The organism is Citrobacter sp. MGH106 (genome assembly GCF_001037495.1).
GTDB lineage: Bacteria > Pseudomonadota > Gammaproteobacteria > Enterobacterales > Enterobacteriaceae > Citrobacter > Citrobacter murliniae.
On record NZ_KQ089822.1, the window covers coordinates 3116757 to 3133672 of the forward strand.

The 16916-nt window shown below is 51.4% G+C and carries 16 protein-coding genes; 14 read left to right on the forward strand and 2 right to left on the reverse strand.

Features of this window, described 5'->3' with window-relative positions:
- Positions 1-111: 111 nt before the first annotated feature.
- The 10 genes from gltJ (at position 112) to SK36_RS14695 (ending at position 10106) form a co-directional block, all read left to right on the forward strand.
- The gene (gltJ, locus tag SK36_RS14650) at positions 112-852 is read left to right on the forward strand and encodes a glutamate/aspartate ABC transporter permease GltJ (RefSeq protein WP_045441051.1); all 741 of its coding nucleotides are present in this window, start codon (positions 112-114) and stop codon (positions 850-852) included.
- The gene (gltK, locus tag SK36_RS14655; RefSeq protein ID WP_045441050.1) at positions 852-1526 is read left to right on the forward strand and encodes a glutamate/aspartate ABC transporter permease GltK; all 675 of its coding nucleotides are present in this window, start codon (positions 852-854) and stop codon (positions 1524-1526) included. The genes gltJ and gltK overlap by 1 nt, the downstream gene beginning before the upstream one ends.
- Positions 1526-2251, forward strand: a complete 726-nt coding sequence (gene gltL / locus SK36_RS14660; RefSeq protein WP_045441049.1) for a glutamate/aspartate ABC transporter ATP-binding protein GltL — start codon at positions 1526-1528, stop codon at positions 2249-2251. Before gltK ends, gltL begins: the two co-directional genes overlap by 1 nt.
- A gap of 118 nt (positions 2252-2369) precedes the next feature.
- Entirely contained in the window at positions 2370-3260 is an 891-nt protein-coding gene (rihA, locus tag SK36_RS14665; RefSeq protein WP_048221858.1) for a pyrimidine-specific ribonucleoside hydrolase RihA, read from the forward strand.
- Between the two features lie 570 nt (positions 3261-3830).
- Positions 3831-4397 carry a fimbrial protein gene (locus tag SK36_RS14670; RefSeq protein WP_045441047.1) on the forward strand — a complete coding sequence of 189 codons (567 nt, stop codon included), beginning with the start codon at positions 3831-3833 and terminating at the stop codon, positions 4395-4397.
- Between the two features lie 140 nt (positions 4398-4537).
- On the forward strand, positions 4538-5056 hold the full coding sequence (locus SK36_RS14675; RefSeq protein WP_048221859.1) for a fimbrial protein: 519 nt from the start codon (positions 4538-4540) through the stop codon (positions 5054-5056).
- Positions 5057-5100: 44 nt separating this feature from the next.
- The gene (locus tag SK36_RS14680; RefSeq protein ID WP_045441045.1) at positions 5101-5781 is read left to right on the forward strand and encodes a fimbrial biogenesis chaperone; all 681 of its coding nucleotides are present in this window, start codon (positions 5101-5103) and stop codon (positions 5779-5781) included.
- Between the two features lie 37 nt (positions 5782-5818).
- Complete coding sequence (locus SK36_RS14685; RefSeq protein ID WP_082138887.1) at positions 5819-8392, forward strand: fimbria/pilus outer membrane usher protein; 2574 nt, start codon at positions 5819-5821, stop codon at positions 8390-8392.
- Complete coding sequence (locus SK36_RS14690; RefSeq protein WP_048221860.1) at positions 8392-9477, forward strand: hypothetical protein; 1086 nt, start codon at positions 8392-8394, stop codon at positions 9475-9477. Before SK36_RS14685 ends, SK36_RS14690 begins: the two co-directional genes overlap by 1 nt.
- A gap of 17 nt (positions 9478-9494) precedes the next feature.
- Positions 9495-10106: a fimbrial protein gene (locus SK36_RS14695; RefSeq protein WP_048221861.1), complete on the forward strand. Its 612-nt coding sequence runs from the start codon at positions 9495-9497 to the stop codon at positions 10104-10106.
- A 68-nt stretch (positions 10107-10174) separates the two neighbouring features.
- On the opposite strand, the gene SK36_RS14700 is transcribed toward SK36_RS14695, so the two are convergent.
- The gene (locus SK36_RS14700; protein WP_048221862.1) at positions 10175-10657 is read right to left on the reverse strand and encodes a zinc ribbon-containing protein; all 483 of its coding nucleotides are present in this window, start codon (positions 10655-10657) and stop codon (positions 10175-10177) included.
- Between the two features lie 235 nt (positions 10658-10892).
- Between SK36_RS14700 and leuS the strand changes: the two genes are divergently transcribed.
- From leuS to nadD, 4 genes are read left to right on the forward strand one after another with little or no spacing between them, the layout of a single operon-like run.
- A complete protein-coding gene (leuS, locus tag SK36_RS14705) occupies positions 10893-13475 on the forward strand; it encodes a leucine--tRNA ligase (protein WP_136345292.1) in 2583 nt (860 codons plus the stop codon).
- A gap of 14 nt (positions 13476-13489) precedes the next feature.
- On the forward strand, positions 13490-14083 hold the full coding sequence (gene lptE / locus SK36_RS14710; protein WP_048221864.1) for an LPS assembly lipoprotein LptE: 594 nt from the start codon (positions 13490-13492) through the stop codon (positions 14081-14083).
- Positions 14083-15114: a DNA polymerase III subunit delta gene (gene holA, locus SK36_RS14715; protein ID WP_045441039.1), complete on the forward strand. Its 1032-nt coding sequence runs from the start codon at positions 14083-14085 to the stop codon at positions 15112-15114. Before lptE ends, holA begins: the two co-directional genes overlap by 1 nt.
- Before the next feature lies 1 nt (position 15115).
- A complete protein-coding gene (gene nadD / locus SK36_RS14720; RefSeq protein WP_136345291.1) occupies positions 15116-15757 on the forward strand; it encodes a nicotinate-nucleotide adenylyltransferase in 642 nt (213 codons plus the stop codon).
- Here nadD and cobD read toward each other — a convergent pair.
- Positions 15732-16826: a threonine-phosphate decarboxylase CobD gene (gene cobD / locus SK36_RS14725; protein WP_048222759.1), complete on the reverse strand. Its 1095-nt coding sequence runs from the start codon at positions 16824-16826 to the stop codon at positions 15732-15734. The genes nadD and cobD overlap by 26 nt on opposite strands.
- Positions 16827-16916: the final 90 nt, after the last annotated feature.

Below are 16916 nucleotides of genomic sequence, written 5' to 3' on the forward strand. Positions count from 1 at the left end.
GGACAGACTATAAGCCTGATGGTCGTTCCCCATCAGGCTCGAAAACCGAAAAACGCTGGATAACAATCTTCGAGGGTAGCGCTGCTACCCTTTTTTTTCTGGAGTAGATTTATGTCTATAGACTGGAACTGGGGCATTTTTTTACAACAAGCCCCGTTCGGCAACACCACCTATCTCGGCTGGCTCTGGAGTGGTTTCCAGGTTACGGTCGCGTTATCTATCACTGCCTGGATTATCGCTTTCCTGGTGGGTTCTCTGTTCGGTATTTTACGTACTGTTCCCAACCGCTTCCTTGCCGGGCTCGGCACGCTGTATGTTGAACTGTTTCGCAACGTTCCGCTGATTGTACAATTCTTCACCTGGTATCTGGTGGTCCCTGAATTGCTGCCGGAGAATCTCGGCATGTGGTTCAAGGCTGAACTGGATCCCAATATTCAGTTCTTCCTTTCATCGATGATCTGTCTGGGGCTGTTTACTGCCGCTCGCGTCTGCGAACAGGTTCGCGCTGCGATTCAGTCTCTGCCTCGCGGGCAGAAAAATGCAGCGCTGGCAATGGGTCTGACTCTGCCACAGGCATACCGCTATGTTCTGCTGCCTAACGCCTACCGCGTGATCGTTCCGCCGATGACTTCAGAGATGATGAACCTGGTGAAAAACTCAGCCATCGCCTCGACCATCGGTCTGGTCGATATGGCGGCACAGGCAGGAAAACTGCTGGATTACTCAGCCCACGCATGGGAATCGTTTACGGCCATTACCCTGGCCTATGTACTGATTAACGCCTTTATTATGCTGGTGATGAATCTTGTCGAACGTAAAATCCGCCTGCCTGGCAACATAGGAGGCAAATAATGTACGATTTTGACTGGAGCTCGATTGTCCCTTCCCTGCCGTATCTGTTGGATGGGCTGCTCATCACGCTGAAAATTACCGTTACGGCGGTCATCATCGGTATCGTCTGGGGAACCATCCTGGCGGTCATGCGTCTGTCCAGCTTCGCGCCAATTGCCTGGTTTGCGAAAATATACGTTAACGTATTCCGTTCCATTCCGCTGGTGATGGTGCTGCTGTGGTTCTATCTGATCGTGCCTGGCTTCCTGCAAAACGTGCTGGGTCTGTCACCGAAAACCGATATTCGTCTGATCTCAGCAATGGTCGCGTTTTCGATGTTTGAAGCCGCCTACTACTCGGAGATTATCCGCGCAGGGATCCAGAGTATTTCCCGCGGGCAATCCAGCGCTGCGCTGGCACTGGGGATGACCCACTGGCAATCGATGAAGCTCATCATATTGCCACAGGCATTTCGCGCCATGGTTCCGCTGCTGCTTACCCAGGGCATCGTTCTGTTCCAGGACACCTCCCTGGTCTACGTATTGAGTCTGGCAGACTTCTTCCGCACCGCCTCCACCATTGGCGAGCGTGACGGCACTCAGGTTGAGATGATCCTGTTTGCTGGCGCCGTCTATTTTGTATTCAGTCTGAGCGCATCGTTGTTGGTCAGCTATTTGAAGAAAAGGACAGTTTAATGATTACCCTGAAAAATGTTTCTAAATGGTATGGTCACTTTCAGGTGCTGACCGACTGCTCCACAGAAGTGAAAAAAGGTGAAGTGGTGGTGGTCTGCGGCCCGTCAGGTTCCGGTAAATCAACACTAATTAAAACGGTAAACGGGCTGGAGCCTGTGCAGCAGGGTATCATCACCGTTGATGGTACCGTTGTGAATGATAAAAAAACCGATCTGGCAAAACTACGTTCCCGCGTCGGCATGGTGTTCCAGCACTTTGAACTGTTCCCCCATCTGTCGATCATTGAGAACCTGACTCTGGCCCAGGTAAAAGTGCTCAAACGCGATAAAGCGCCCGCTCGAGAAAAAGCGCAAAAGTTGCTCGAACGCGTAGGGTTATCAGCCCATGCCAATAAGTTTCCGGCGCAGCTCTCCGGTGGTCAGCAGCAGCGTGTTGCTATCGCCCGCGCGCTGTGTATGGACCCTATCGCCATGCTGTTTGACGAACCCACATCGGCACTTGATCCTGAAATGATCAACGAAGTACTGGACGTTATGGTTGAACTGGCCAATGAAGGCATGACCATGATGGTGGTGACTCATGAAATGGGCTTCGCGCGTAAAGTGGCTAACCGGGTTATCTTTATGGATGAAGGGAAAATTGTTGAAGACTCGGAAAAAGAGGCCTTCTTCGCCAACCCGAAATCAGACCGCGCCAAAGACTTCCTCGCTAAAATTCTGCATTAATTCTTCCTGCGCGCACTCGGTAGAGTGCGCGTTACATCACGCTTTAGCATTTCTATTCTCGTTCATTTCATTAGCCAGCTTTAACCTTGTTACAAAATCACGCGAACAAGGAATTGCTATGGCACTGCCGATCATTCTTGATTGCGATCCCGGTCATGACGACGCGATCGCCATTGTTCTTGCACTCGCTTCTCCCGAACTTGAAGTGAAAGCCATTACCTCCTCTGCCGGTAACCAGACGCCGGAGAAAACCCTGCGTAACGTGCTAAGAATGCTGACGCTGCTGAAACGCCCTGATATCCCAGTGGCGGGCGGTGCGGTAAAACCGCTGATGCGTGAACTGATTATCGCCGACAACGTTCACGGCGAAAGCGGTCTTGACGGCCCGGCTCTGCCGGAACCCTCATTCGCACCGCTTAACTGTAACGCCGTCGAACTGATGGCAAAAACACTGCGCGAAAGCCACGAACCGGTGACGCTTGTATCAACCGGACCACAAACCAACGTCGCCCTGTTGCTTAATAGCCACCCGGAACTGCACGATAAAATCGCGCAAATTGTGATCATGGGCGGTGCAATGGCGCTCGGTAACTGGACACCTGCCGCCGAGTTCAACATCTACGTTGACCCGGAAGCCGCAGAAATCGTCTTCCAGTCTGGGATCCCTATTGTCATGGCCGGGCTGGACGTCACGCACAAAGCGCAGATTTATCATGAAGACACCGAGCGCTTCCGCGCTATCGGCAACCCGATTTCCACCATCGTGGCCGAATTACTGGATTTCTTCCTCGAATACCACAAAGACGAAAAATGGGGCTTTATCGGCGCGCCATTGCATGACCCGTGTACCATCGCCTGGCTTCTCCAACCCGAATTGTTCACCACCGTAGAACGATGGGTTGGCGTGGAAACGCAGGGGAAATACACGCAGGGCATGACGGTCGTAGATTACTACTTCCTGACGGGGAATAAACCGAACGCGAAGGTGATGGTCGATGTTGATCGCTAGGGGTTTGTCGATTTACTGGCGAAAAGATTGAAATTTTACGCGTAATGAATGTCTTGATTAAGACCATCGTAATAAAATGCGATGGCCTTGTTTCGTATTAGTCGAGAGAATACATAGCTTAATGAATCGTTTTTCCGGATCTTAGCCCGAAGAGAAAAGAAGGACAAAAAGTACGAAGCTATCCTACTTTTACCTGTAATCTCATTATCAAGAACAAAGACCTACAGGGCCAGAATCTAAATATATTCTTAAAAACAACTTTCTGATATGTTCTTAAAAGCGTTCATATTACATCGATTAATAAACATATCATCTACATAGCCTTGTTTTCTTGTGGTATCAACTCAGAAAAAAGCCAAATTCCTTTTCACGGTGAATATTATTTCTTTTTACCTAATTGCTGTGTGCGATATATTTGGTTAAACAATTTTATTGTATGAATCTCCATGGCTACAATCTTTTCGTTGCAGATTTACTATTTATTATCTGCATCAATATATTTACGAGAAAGATAAATATCTTTTTGCATCGTTAGTACCATGTTTTTGACATGAAAAAATGGAGTTTTAAATGAAAAAGGTACTTTTAGCAGCATCCGTAATGGCCGCACTGATTTCCGGCCACGTTATGGCAAGCGACACCATCACCATTAACGGTGAAATCATCGAAAAAGGTTGCACCATTGGTGAGAACGGTAATGCGAATATCGATCTGCGTACCGTGACCGTTGCACAGGTGAAAGAGACCGGTATAGGTAGCGAACTGGCAAACCAGGCTGACTATTTCATGATTAAAGATTGCCCGGCAGGCTACGAAGTTGAATTAAACTTCATTGCTGACATCCCGCCAGGGTATGATAACGGTATTGTGAACACTGAAGCACCATCAAATACAGTTGTTGCGCATTACCTGCGAGATGCGCGTCCTACTCATATATCAGACCACGTATATTTGACTAACCCATCCAGAAACCAGGTATACCTTGATAACGATGAACGCACTAAAGCACAATCAAGTACGGGCTTTAGTTTCCCGATTGAATCAGGTTATCTGAAAACGGCTGAAGTTGATGGTGAAAATACGCCAGCCGGTCTCACCAAATCTGTGGTAACGCTGAACGTATATTATCGTCAGTAATTTGCACAAACGGGTGTAATCAATATATCCCCTCCTTGAGGGGATATATCCGCAACATTGTGTTTTCACACGCCTGTTTGAGGGAGATATCCAGGATGATACAAACCAGGAAAATTGTTCTCGCGACGATTATTCCCCTAATGCTGATAGGTAATTCACCAGCATGGGCTGAAGAAGAAGTAGATTCTATCAGGTTGGATGTATACGCCAGGTTGGTAGCATCAGCTTGCAAGATCATATTAGAGGGCGGGCCGGTGATTGATCTTGCCTCCGTCAGCAAGAAAGATGTCAATGAAGTGAGCTTAGGCGCGCCTGTCCCTGAAGGTCGCGAGACGATTAATGCATCCATCAGCCAGTGTGGGCAAAACGGTCAGTACACATTGACGTTTAGCGGAATGCCGGTCAGTAATTACCCAAATGCAATAGCCAGCAGCGGCGAAGCCGAGGGCGTAGCGCACTACCTGAAATATGTTGACTCCACCGGGGCTTTTTATCCGGACGGCACATTTCTTGGCGATGGTGAGCCATCGTCACTGCACTATATAGATACCACCAAAGACGTTAAGTTTCAGCTTGAGGCCGGATATATGCGCATTGGTGACACAGTTACCAGCGGGAAAACGGCCACTACCGTTACCGTTGAAATCAAGCAAAATTAACGAGCTTTGGTGTAATTATATTTTGGTTTTCGAGGAAATAAGCAATGAAGGGAATTCAAAAAATCATTATCGGTATGCTATTAGGCGCATTCACCTTATCCAGTGCCTATGCCAACGTGTCGTTAATGGGAACGCGGGTCATTTATAACGGCGCGAAAAAAGAGGCATCCATTAACCTGGAAAACCCTGACAGTTCTCCTTATTTAGTACAGTCATGGGTTGAGATGCCGGATGGTAATAAAGCGCAGAAAGCGCCATTTATCATTACACCACCGTTGTTCCGCCTTGACCCTAAGCAAAAGAATGTACTGCGCATTATTCTCACAACCCCACTGCCAGAAAATAAAGAATCTTTATTCTGGCTGAATGTTAAAGGCATACCCAGCGAGTCAAAAGCGGACAACAGCATTCAGATCGCGATAAATACGGTAATTAAATTAATTTACCGTCCAAAGTCATTAGATAACTTCATTCCGGCTAACCAAAAAAATAAACTCACCTGGCAACGCAGCGGAAATCAGATTCAGGTGAACAATGCTTCCGCCTACTATTTTAACTTCAGCAAAATAACCGTCGCTGGCAAAAAGGTGGAACACGTCACCTATGTGGCCCCAGGCGAAAGTGCCCGTTTTGATTTACCGAAAGGCGTAACCGGGGGAGATGTATCGTTCGCAATAATAAATGACCAGGGTGGTGTTGGCGAAGATTTCCATACACATATTTGACTGATGGATTAGTTATCCTTATTGATGGATGGTTGACATGAAAATAATAACCACATCTGCGCCGCTTCATAAAACCCAGCTGGCGCTGGGAATTATGCTGGCCTGTGGATTAAGCTGTACACCTATTTACGCGGCTGAAAACAACACGGATACGAAAAAGGCGATGTCCACGCCTTCGCGTTTCAACTCGGCATTTTTTAAGCACTCCGGCTCCGGCGAGATGCCGGTAGATCTCTCGGTGTTTGAAAAAGGCGGTCAGCCTCCTGGCAACTATCGCGTTGATATTTTGGTCAACAAGCGTCGGGTTGATACCCAGAATATAAACTTCTCCGTTGATAATGACGGCCAGCTAACCCCTTGCCTCAGCGTCGCGCAGCTAAAAAAATACGGCGTCAATGTTTCCGCCTACCCTGCGCTGACGCAGAAAGGCAATGACTGCGCGAATCTGCTGGCGATTAAAAGCCTCTCCACCCTCTTTGATTTTAATAAACAGCAATTACAGATAAGCGTTCCGCAGGCAGCGCTGGCCAACGACATCCGGGGATATATTCCACCGGAAGACTGGGATGAAGGTATCAACGCGCTGATCCTCAACTATGACTTCACCGGCGATGAAACCCGCCAGCGACACGGCGGCGACATATCTGATAGCCGGTACGCCAACCTGCGGCCGGGGATGAATATCGGTGCCTGGCGTATCCGCAACTACTCGACGTGGAACCACAATGACGACGGCAGCGAGGAATGGGATTCTGCGTACACGTATGCCCAGCGCAATATTCCGGCCTGGGGTAGCCAACTGACCCTTGGCGAGAGCATGACCAATTCCGATGTGTTTACCAGTGTGCCGTTTACCGGTGCGCAAATCGAAAGCGACGATAGCATGCGGCCCGACTCGCAGCGTGGCTACGCACCGGTAGTACAGGGGATTGCCCGTACTAACGCGCAGATTATCGTCCGGCAAAACAATTACGTTATTTATCAGAATTATGTCTCTGCGGGTGCATTCTCCATCAAGGACTTGTACTCAACGGGCGGCTCCGGGGATTTATACGTTACGGTAAAAGAGCAGGATGGCTCAGAACAGAACTTTGTCGTGCCGTACGCATCGTTGGCCAACCTGCAGCGTGAAGGCACGCTGGATTATGCAATAACCACCGGGCGCTATCGCCCGGATGATTCAGGGGTGAATGAAACGTCGTTTACCCAGGCCTCGGCGAGCTACGGCCTGCCCTGGGGGCTAACCCTGTACGGCGGTGGGCAGTTCGCCAGCCATTACCAGTCGCTGGCCATTGGGCTGGGTAAAAATATGGGGGGCTGGGGGGCGCTGTCTGTGGATGTCACGCAATCCTGGGGTACGCCAGAAGAACCGATTGATGAAGAGGTAAAAGAGAGCGGGCAATCATCACGCATTCGCTACAGCAAATCTATCCAGGAAACGGGCACAACCCTCACCATGGCAGGATACCGCTACAACAGTGACGGTTACTATGAGATGGCGGACATCCTCGATACCTGGGGTAACAGCGGCCCTATCCTTCCTGACCGGCGTCGTAACCGGGGTGAAATCAGCCTGAGCCAACCGTTTGGCGGTAACTTTGGTTCAATATCCGGCTCGCTGGTACGCGAGGATTACTGGAACACCGGGCAACAGATGAACTCCTGGCGGGTAAGCTGGAACAACCACTGGCGCGCGGTGAGCTACAGCCTGGGCTACAGCTACAACAAGAACACCCAATCCTATGACCGGCGCGAACGCTACAGCAAAGATGAAGTCTTCTCGCTGAGTATCTCCGTACCGCTGGAAAAACTGCTGCCGAAGTCATGGGCGACCTACAGCATGAACTCAACCAAAGGTGGCGACACGGTTCACTCTGCCACACTTAGCGGCTATGCCCTGGAAGGCGACGCGCTGAACTGGAGTGTGCAACAAGGTTACGTCGACGTTGACGACGACGATAACACCTATAACGGCAGCCTGCGCGCAACCTACAACGGGACCTACGGTACGGTTCAGGGCGGCTACAGTTACGATGATTATAGCAAAAGGACCGACTACGGTATGTCGGGGTCGGTGATCGCTCACGCCAACGGGGTAACGCTGGCACAGGAGCTGGGTGAAACCAACGCGCTGGTGAAAATTCCAGGAGCGTCCGGTGTGCGGGTAGCGAATAACGACGGGGTTCGTACTGACTTCCGGGGGTATACGGTGGTGAACACCATGACGCCATACCGTGAAAACGAAGTGAATCTGGATACCGAAACGCTGCCGGAAGATATCGATCTGACAGAAACCAGCCAGACGCTGGTGCCAACGCGAGGCGCGCTGGTGCGGGCAGAATACAAGGCAAATGTCGGTGAAAGAGCGCTGGTTACCTTGCTGCGCAGCAACGGCAGCGTAGTGCCGTTTGGTGCGATGGTGACGCAGGAAAGCGGCGCCGGGCAAAGCGCGATTGTCGGTAATGACGGCGAGGTGTACCTCGCAGGGCTGAGTGATAACACCACGCTGCTGGCGAAGTGGGGCAATAATCAATCCTGTCGCATGGTGTACCACAGTGCGGCGACACCGCCGGTCACCGGGGTAACGATGGCCAAAGGAGAATGTAAATAATGAAAGGGAAGCTGGTTTTACTCATGGTGGGCGCGCTGGCAGTAGGATGCTCCCAGAGCGCGTTGGCGGACTGTCAGATTGATCCGGTATCAGATGCAGGCTTATTTTATGGGGGGGTGTGGCTGGATTATAACAAGTACGACGAGCCGAGCCCGGGGATAGTCTCATATGAAGTGGGTGACGGCTTTGCCGGTAGTGTCAAGTGTAATAAAGATGGCGGGTGGATAGAGCTGGAGATGGTGTCCTCCTACGCCCCTGCGGGGGTGTACGATGCGCAGCAAACGTCGATTTCCGGCATCGGGGTGAAGCTTACGGCGGATATTGCAATGAATAACTTTTCCGGTATGGAAAAGGACGTGGTGTTAACCAACGGGTCATTTACCTCCAGGCGTTGGGAGATTCCTGCCTCAGAGGACACCCTACCTCGGTACTTCACTGTTGCCAAATACCCGAAGTATGAGTTTTTGGCTATTGGCCCAAAGGACCCAAAAGGCGGGGTTTTTAGCGAGCAACCCATACTTAAATTGCGCGCTGGGGGAGCTGGGGGAGAGGAGGGTACCCCTTCTGAATCGGTTATCTTTGGTATTAGCGGCGGCTCCCGTGCTGTTGCAACATGCAATGTACCATCAACATCGGAGCTTAGCTTTACTATGCGAACCGCCATGGCCAACCATTTGGCAGAGGACCCAGGCGAACACGGTGGTCTTGGAAGGCTTAGCTCAACGAAGGTACGTCAATCGATAGGACCTATTAGGTGCGACAGCGATCTGAATGTGCAATTCACAATCAGTGATACGGGCAATCTTCATCCGGGGATGGATAACGTTCTGGATTCAGTAAAAGGTGACGGTTACACAGAGGGGCTCGGCGCCACATTCCAGTACAACATTACTGAGGATGGAAATACGAGCGAAGAGAACAAAGTCGATGTGATATTCGGCCAACCGATCTATTTGCGGGATGGCGATATCGACTCTGTCTCACCGAAGCTTGTGTTTAAGCTCTACGCCTACTACTACCGATTTGGCGACATAAAACCCGGCCAGTTTCAATCCACTGCGGTGTTGAACATTAAAATTCAGTAATGCGCGAGGGACACGCTATGAACAATTATTTATTCAAATACTCTGGCGCTGCGCTTCTTCTGTGGGTCAGTTGTCTGCCCCTGGCGGCTGGGGAGTTTATGGGTGGGGCGTATATGCAAAAGGGGGAGAGTGTCGATATTCCCATCAGCGTCACTGGGGTGATTAAGGCCTCCTGTGAAATTAAGGGCAATGTAGAAATTATGAATCTCGATATGGGCGAGGTGGCAATACAGCCAACCTTTAATTGGGTCTCATTTAACAACAGCACGCTCACCATAACCGGGGACTGTGTGAAAAACGGTCCGGATGGCAACGGGGCTATTATCCGTTTTGAAGGCGAAATGGTTGACGGCGATAATGGCACTGTTTTCGCCAATGAGCTGGATGATGCGTATGGTGAGAATCCGGCGAAAGGCGTCGGGGTACAAATGAAGGTGATGGGCACGGGAGGGGATATTAGTGACGGTGCGATTCGCAATCTCGCTGCTTACACGCTACCGGCCGCGAGCGGAAGCGATGATTCTATCGTGTTAACCTTTGCCGGGAAATTAACCTATCTGACCGACCAGTCGGCGGCGGTACCGGGAAATGTCAGAACCAATATTTACATGACGCTGATTGTTCCCTGAACCCGGTTAGCGTCCCCTCGTATAAAACATATGGCCCGGAGAGTATCCGGGCCATTTTTTACGCCGCATTACGGCTCAAATGGCCGCCGCTGGAATTGGTCATGCCCGCACTTCGGGCATAACGGCAGCACGTCCGGCGTGTACACCGCCAGATGATAATGACATTTCTCGCACACCAGATTGCCCAGCCCCACCACTTCACCGCTGTGATACACGCCGTGATGGCTCAGATCCTGGAATACCTCACGCCACTCCAGCTGCGTTTTATCAGTAATATCCGCCAGCTCCTGCCAGATGCTCTCTTTAATCACTCGCATAAAGACGCTGTCAGTCTCCTCGTCGAGACTCTCTTCATAACTCAGCGCAAACTCTTCCAGATCGCGCCTGACCGCCCGCGTCAGCTCATCGATTTCGGTTCGCGTTAACTCCCCGGTCTGCATAACGCGCTGGCGCGCCTGGTCTACCAGCGCATCAATGTCGCGTTCGCCATTGCGCAGACGTTCGCTAAGTGACGCCACCAGTTCACGGTAATATTGAGCAACCTTGTTCATCGCTTCGCCTCCTGGGTCGTTAACTGTCTATAATAATAGACGTTATTTACGAAACGCTTTGCAAGACTGTCCACAGAGTATGTAAATTCGTGCAAGATTTATCCTTGCGAGAATTCAATGCTGAATGCGCGAAAGGCTGTTTTGACGCGGGCGTTTGGGCTATGCTATGCGGATCTGAAACACCACATCTAAAGCTACGTTTGTAGCTGTATTGAAAACAGGACCACTGGCTGCCATGCAAGAGCAATACCGCCCGGAAGAGATAGAATCCAAAGTACAGCTTCACTGGGATGAGAAGCGCACATTTGAAGTTACCGAAGACGAGAGCAAAGAGAAGTATTACTGCCTGTCTATGCTTCCCTATCCTTCTGGTCGACTACACATGGGCCACGTACGTAACTACACCATCGGTGACGTGATTGCCCGTTACCAGCGTATGCTGGGCAAAAACGTCCTGCAGCCCATTGGTTGGGATGCGTTCGGCCTGCCAGCTGAAGGCGCGGCGGTTAAAAACAACACTGCCCCGGCACCATGGACGTACGACAACATCGCCTACATGAAAAACCAGCTCAAAATGCTGGGCTTCGGTTATGACTGGAGCCGCGAGCTGGCGACCTGCACCCCGGAATATTACCGCTGGGAACAGAAGTTTTTCACCGAGCTGTATAAAAAAGGCCTGGTGTACAAGAAAACCTCTGCGGTCAACTGGTGCCCGAACGACCAAACCGTACTGGCGAACGAGCAGGTTATCGACGGTTGCTGCTGGCGCTGCGATACCAAAGTTGAGCGTAAAGAGATCCCACAGTGGTTTATCAAAATCACCGCTTACGCTGACGAACTGTTGCGCGACCTGGATAACCTGGATCACTGGCCTGACACAGTGAAAACGATGCAGCGTAACTGGATCGGTCGTTCTGAAGGCGTGGAAATCACCTTCGATGTCACCGGTTATGACAACACGCTCACCGTTTACACCACCCGCCCGGACACCTTTATGGGTGCCACTTACCTGGCGGTTGCAGCGGGTCACCCGCTGGCGCAGAAAGCGGCGGCAAACAATCCGGAACTGGCGGCTTTCATCGACGAATGCCGCAACACCAAGGTTGCCGAAGCCGAAATGGCAACCATGGAGAAGAAAGGCGTCAACACTGGCTTTAAAGCGATTCACCCGCTGACTGGCGAAGAGATCCCGGTATGGGCAGCGAACTTCGTGCTGATGGAATACGGCACGGGTGCTGTAATGGCCGTTCCTGGCCACGATCAGCGCGACTACGAATTTGCCACCAAATACGGTCTGAACATTAAGCCGGTCATTCTGGCTGCTGACGGTTCAGAACCGGATCTGTCCGAACAGGCTCTGACTGAAAAAGGCGTGCTGTTCAACTCAGGTAAATTTGACGGTCTGTCCTTTGAAGACGCGTTCAACGCCATTGCCGACGAACTGGTCGCTAAAGGGGTTGGTGAGCGCAAAGTCAACTACCGTCTGCGCGACTGGGGTGTTTCCCGTCAGCGTTACTGGGGCGCGCCGATCCCGATGGTTACTCTGGAAGATGGCACCGTACTGCCAACCCCGGAAGATCAACTGCCGGTTATTCTGCCGGAAGACGTGGTCATGGACGGTATCACCAGCCCGATCAAAGCCGATCCTGAGTGGGCGAAAACCACCGTTAACGGTATGCCTGCGCTGCGTGAAACTGACACCTTCGACACCTTTATGGAATCTTCATGGTACTACGCGCGCTATACCTGCCCGCAGTATCAGGAAGGCATGCTGGACTCTAAAGCCGCGAACTACTGGCTGCCGGTTGACATCTACATTGGCGGTATTGAACACGCCATCATGCACCTGCTCTACTTCCGCTTCTTCCACAAACTGATGCGTGACGCGGGCATGGTGAACTCTGACGAACCAGCGAAACAGTTGCTGTGTCAGGGCATGGTGCTGGCAGATGCCTTCTACTACGTTGGTGCAAACGGCGAACGTAACTGGGTTTCTCCGGTTGACGCGATCGTTGAGCGCGACGAAAAAGGCCGTATCGTTAAAGCGAAGGACGCGGAAGGTCATGAGCTGGTGTATACCGGCATGAGCAAAATGTCCAAGTCTAAAAACAACGGTATCGACCCGCAGGTGATGGTTGAGCGTTACGGCGCGGACACCGTACGTCTGTTTATGATGTTTGCCTCTCCGGCTGATATGACCCTGGAATGGCAGGAATCTGGCGTTGAAGGGGCAAACCGCTTCCTGAAACGTGTCTGGAAACTGGTTTATGAGCACACCTCCAGGGGTGATGTTGCCAGCCTGAACGTTGAAAGCCTGAGCGAAGATCAGAAAGCTCTGCGCCGTGACGTTCACAAAACTATTGCTAAAGTTACCGATGATATCGGCCGTCGTCAGACCTTTAACACCGCGATTGCGGCAATTATGGAACTGATGAACAAGCTTGCGAAAGCACCGACCGAAGACGAACAGGACCGCGCCCTGATGCAGGAAGCGTTGCTGGCCGTTGTACGTATGCTGAACCCGTTCACCCCTCACGTTTGCTTCACCTTGTGGCAAGCGCTGAAAGGCGAAGGCGATATCGACAACGCGCCATGGCCTGTTGCTGACGAAAGCGCAATGGTCGAAGACTCTACGCTGGTTGTTGTCCAGGTTAACGGTAAAGTACGTGGCAAAATCACCGTTCCGGTAAACGCCACTGAAGAGCAGGTTCGTGAACGTGCTGGCCAGGAACACCTGGTGGCAAAATATCTTGATGGCGTTACCGTACGTAAAGTGATTTATGTACCAGGTAAACTCCTCAATCTGGTCGTTGGCTAAGCGCGGGAGGAAGCGTGCGACATCTGACAACATTGTTGTTATCCCTGGTGGTGCTGGTCACCGCCGGGTGTGGCTGGCATCTGCGTAGTACCACGCAGGTGCCCCCCACGATGAAAACTATGATTCTGAACTCAGGCGATCCGAACGGCCCCTTAAGCCGCGCGGTACGTAATCAGCTGCGTCTTAACGGCGTGGAGTTGCTTGAAGACGGTTCAATGCGTAAAGATGTCACGTCCTTACGTCTTGGTACGGTCAGCATCTCTCAGGATACGGCGTCTGTGTTCCAGAACGGTCAAACGGCTGAATACCAGATGGTGATGTCAGTCAATGCCTCGGTATTGATCCCTGGACATGATATTTATCCGATCAGCGCTAAAGTCTATCGTTCGTTCTTTGACAACCCACAAGCGGCACTGGCGAAGGATAACGAGCAGGATATGATCATCAAAGAGATGTATGACAAAGCAGCCGAACAGTTGATTCGTAAGCTGCCAAGCGTACATATCGCCGATGCTCAGTCATCCAGTGATGATGTACAGCCTGCGGTGACGAAAACAGCAGCGCCAGCATCTTCTCCGGCGCGTGTTTCCACCACGCTGGGTAACTGATGCTCAAGTTGTACCCTGAACAACTCCGCGCACAGCTCAAAGAAGGGCTGCGCGCGGCGTATTTACTACTGGGCAACGATCCCCTCCTGTTACAGGAAAGCCAGGACGCGATTCGTCTGGCTGCCGCTACGCAAGGGTTCGAAGAACACCACGCTTTCACCATCGACACCAGCACCGACTGGGGCGCTATTTTTTCACTGTGCCAGGCAATGAGCCTGTTTGCCAGCCGTCAGACCTTGCTCCTGCAGTTGCCCGAAAATGGTCCAAATGCAGCGATTAACGAACAGCTTGCCACGCTCGTCACCCTGCTCCATGACGATCTGCTGCTGATTGTTCGCGGCAATAAGCTGACCAAAGCGCAGGAAAATGCCGCATGGTATAGCGGACTGGCAAGCAATGCGGTCCAGATCAGTTGCCAGACACCAGAGCAGGCACAGCTTCCGCGCTGGGTTGCTGCAAGGGCGAAGCAAAATAACCTGCAACTGGATGACGCCGCCAACCAGCTATTGTGCTATTGCTATGAAGGCAATCTGTTAGCGCTGGCACAGGCGCTGGATCGATTATCATTACTCTGGCCCGATGGCAAACTCACGCTTCCGCGCGTGGAGCAAGCCGTTAACGATGCCGCGCACTTTACCCCCTTCCACTGGGTGGATGCGCTGCTGATGGGCAAAAGCAAACGCGCGTTGCACATTTTGCAGCAGTTGCGCCTTGAAGGTAGTGAACCGGTCATTCTGCTGCGAACTCTGCAGCGTGAACTATTGCTGCTGGTAAATCTTAAACGCCAGTCTACCCATACGCCGTTACGCACGTTGTTTGATAAACATCGGGTGTGGCAAAATCGTCGTGGCATGATGGGAGATGCGCTAAATCGGCTGTCTCCTGAGCAGCTACGTCAGGCAGTGACGCTGCTAACACGTACGGAAATAACGCTTAAACAAGACTACGGTCAGTCAGTATGGGCTGAGCTTGAGGGACTTTCCCTTTTGCTGTGCCATAAACCACTGGCCGATGTATTTATTGATGGTTGATATGAAATCATTGCAGGCTCTGTTCGGTGGCACCTTTGATCCGGTGCATTATGGTCATCTTAAACCCGTTGAAATTCTGGCTAATCTGATTGGCCTTTCCCGGGTCATCATCATGCCTAATAATGTGCCGCCCCATCGTGCACAACCTGAGGCCTCCAGTGCACAGCGTAAGCATATGGTTGAACTGGCAATCGCCGATAAGCCATTGTTTATCCTGGATGAACGTGAATTGAAACGTGATACCGCCTCCTATACCGCACAGACGCTAAAAGAGTGGCGCGCGGAGCAAGGTCCGGAGGTTCCGCTGGCCTTTATTATTGGTCAGGACTCGCTGCTCACCTTCCCTTCCTGGCACGACTCCGACACCATCCTGGACAATACCCACCTCATCGTATGTCGACGTCCGGGGTATCCGCTGGAAATGGTTCAGGAACGGCATCAACAATGGCTGGAACGTCATCTGACCCACACGCCAGATGACTTACACAACCTTCCCTCAGGAAAGATTTACCTGGCAGAAACGCCGTGGTTCAATATTTCCGCCACGCTTATTCGCGAGCGTATCGAAAAGGGCGAGCCATGCGACGACTTATTGCCCGGTTCCGTTCTGGACTATATCAATCAGCAAGGGCTGTACCGTTAAGCGTGAGGCTTAATGCCGCCAGCAGACGGTTATTCTCCTCCTCTCCACGAACAGCTACCCGGTAATAACGCGCATCCAGCCCCGGGTAGTTAGCGCAACTGCGGATCAAAATATGCTGCTCGAGTAGCGATCTTTGCAGATCAATACCAGCCCGATCGCAACGCAACAGGCGATAATTTGCCAGACCAGGATAAACCGTTAAACCGGGCTGATTTTTCAACTGCTGATCAAAACGCTTCCCTTCTTGCTCCAGCCATTTCCATGTTGCCTGTTGATAGGCGCTATCCCGCAGGATCATCTCTCCCGCCAGGGCGGCAAATGCATTGATTGACCAGGGCATTTGCCGACTGCGCATGTGCGCGACGGCCTGCTCATTGCTGTTGATCAGATACCCCAAACGCAGTCCAGGGATCGCATAAAACTTGGTTAGTGAGCGCAGTACCCAAATATGTGGATTCGCTTGCAACAGCGGGATGAATCCCTGCTCACCAGCAATAAAATCAATAAACGCTTCATCAAGGATCAGGGCAATTCCGAGGGTTTCACAACGTTTTGCAATCTCTTGTAGCAGGTGGTTATCAGGCAACAGCCCGGTAGGGTTGTTGGGCGTACAGAGAAAAAGGCAGTCCAGTTGCGGCGTTAACGCATCGAGAATGGCATTAGTAAGCTGCCAGCCGTCTTCTTCACGCAACGCAAATTCATGTATTGCGCATTCACCCCATTGCAGCGCCCGGCGGTATTCAGCAAATCCGGGGATAACGATCATCGCATTGCGCGGCTTCAGGCTATTAACCAGCGTAAAGATTGACTCTGTTTCACCGTTTCCGGCGAGGATCCACGAGGACGGAATGTGGTGATGCTCTGCCAGTGCAGCGTGCAGATGGGCGTATTCGACATCCGGGTAACGTTCAGCGCAATCCAAATTGTCGATCAGCGCGCGTTTTAAACTTGCTGGCATACCCAGCGGATTAATATTCGCGCTAAAATCCAGCAATTGCTCAGGCGGGATGCCCAACAATGCTGCGGCTTCTCGTGTGTTCCCACCATGCGCGCTCTTCAATAAAGACATCGTGCCGCTCCACTTAAAAAAGAGTATTTTATTGAAAAATCTCTGCGCAATCAGGGCAAACATCATATTTTGTGCGAATAGCCTCACGAG